This window comes from Loktanella sp. DJP18 (genome assembly GCF_049310965.1).
Lineage (GTDB): Bacteria > Pseudomonadota > Alphaproteobacteria > Rhodobacterales > Rhodobacteraceae > Loktanella.
Map to the genome: position 1 here is coordinate 1 of NZ_JBMERN010000296.1, position 1,759 is coordinate 1,759.

A 1,759-nucleotide genomic window follows, 5' to 3' on the forward strand; every position below is an offset into this window, starting at 1 on the left:
GCTGTCGGCCTTCCGGGAGGTTTCAAGTTCCTGCTTTTTAGATCCCGCATTTGATTTCGTTGTTTTCGGCTTGGTCATGCTTGATCTCCAATTTGCGATTACGGTAGAACGCGCGATGCAGCTGTCCGTTCCGGGCGTTTGGCGCGCCTAACCGTTCCGGTCATCGGAGGCTTTTGACCCGTCCAAGTGAAGAAACAGCATCCTGGACAAATTTTCTGTGCTACATCTCGGCGCGACCATCTGCGTCGGTGCTCACCCCCTGGGCATTTCCACCATGTTCACGCGTCAAATCCCGGCCAGGCAACTGTCAGCCAGCGTTCCGCTGGACGTTTTGGCACCTGCGTCAATGCACAGCGCCAGGAACACATCGGTCCTGCGAAGCATTTACCCTTCAAATGGAGGACGATCTCATGAAAACCGCACTGACAGTTGTCGCATTGTTTATGGGCAACACCGGCCACGCTGAGACCATCACCGTCGCCGGTGGTTGCTTTTGGTGTACCGAAGCAGATTTCGAAAAAGTAGACGGCGTATCTGAGGCCGTCTCTGGCTTTGCCGGGGGTCGTGTCAAAAATCCCAGCTACGATCAGGTCGTCAACGGCGGCACAGGTCACTATGAAGCTGTGCAGGTCACCTATGACCCTGACGTGATCGATCGACGGCAGCTCTATGACCTGTTTTTTCGGTCCGTTGATCCGCTCGACGATGGTGGACAATTTTGTGATCGGGGCGATAGCTACCGAACTGCGATCTGGGTTGACGACGCGGAGGACAGAGCGACGGCTGAAGCGGCAAAAGCGGCAGCGGAGGCTGAGCTAAACCAGAGCATTGTTACTCCAATTCTTGACGATGCTGAGTTCTATCCGGCAGAGGCTTATCACCAAGACTATTATAAGTCCCAAGAAAGACTGCCTTTTTCAACAGTGGGCATTGCTGTAAAAAAAGAGACTGCTTACGAAAGGTACCGCGAGCGCTGCGGGCGTGACGACCGGATCCGTGCAATATGGGGTGATGACGCACCTTTTTTGCCAGCGTCGTGACGTACAATAAGGATCAAATAGGTGTCCTGGAATCCCAATAGTTGCGTCACCTACGCCGAGACTTATCCGGGGTCTTGCAGAGCCAATGGCATAATCATTGCCTCTGCATTCACCCTGACGATTTTACGCTGAGCGGGTGTCAGGTTCGCCGATAAAACGTCACACGCTGTCCGGCGCAAAGTTGAGAGCAACCCCATTGATACAATGGCGATTGAAAAACGGGGGTGGTCCGTCACCGAGTACATGGCCCTGGTGGCCTAGGCAGCGTGCACAATGAACCTCTGTCCGCACAAGAAAGAGCAGCGTTCGGTCTGGCATCGTCCCGACGGCACCTTTGATTGCTTCTGTAAAGCTCGGCCAGCCTGTACCGCTGTCAAACTTGTTCTCGGATCGATACAGAGGCAAATCGCAACCCGCACAGGTGAACGTACCTGCGCGCTTTTCTTCGTTCAGCGGACTGGTAAACGGCCGCTCAGTCTCATTGTCGCGCAAAACCGCAAACTCCTCTGCAGTCAATATTGCTTGCCATTCAGTCTCACTGAGAGTGACGGGACTCAGCGGCAGGTCGATGAGGTCATGCCCAAATGTTGTCTCCATGCCCAAAGGTTGATCGACCATCGCCGCTGACGCTTTTTGCACACCAAACGGAGCAGCCAGCCCGGCACCTATCATCGTCGTCAGGAAACTGCGTCTTTTCATTTTAGACTCTCCATAATCAA

General features: G+C 54.0%; 2 protein-coding genes. One reads left to right on the forward strand and one right to left on the reverse strand.

The genetic code is table 11. The features are described from left to right. Positions 1-410: 410 nt before the first annotated feature. Complete coding sequence (msrA, locus tag ACOI1H_RS25355; protein ID WP_422441069.1) at positions 411-1,040, forward strand: peptide-methionine (S)-S-oxide reductase MsrA; 630 nt, start codon at positions 411-413, stop codon at positions 1,038-1,040. 159 nt (positions 1,041-1,199) lie between these two features. On the opposite strand, the gene msrB is transcribed toward msrA, so the two are convergent. After that, positions 1,200-1,759: peptide-methionine (R)-S-oxide reductase MsrB (msrB, locus tag ACOI1H_RS25360; protein WP_422441071.1), on the reverse strand; the 560-nt coding region annotated here is incomplete at its 5' end.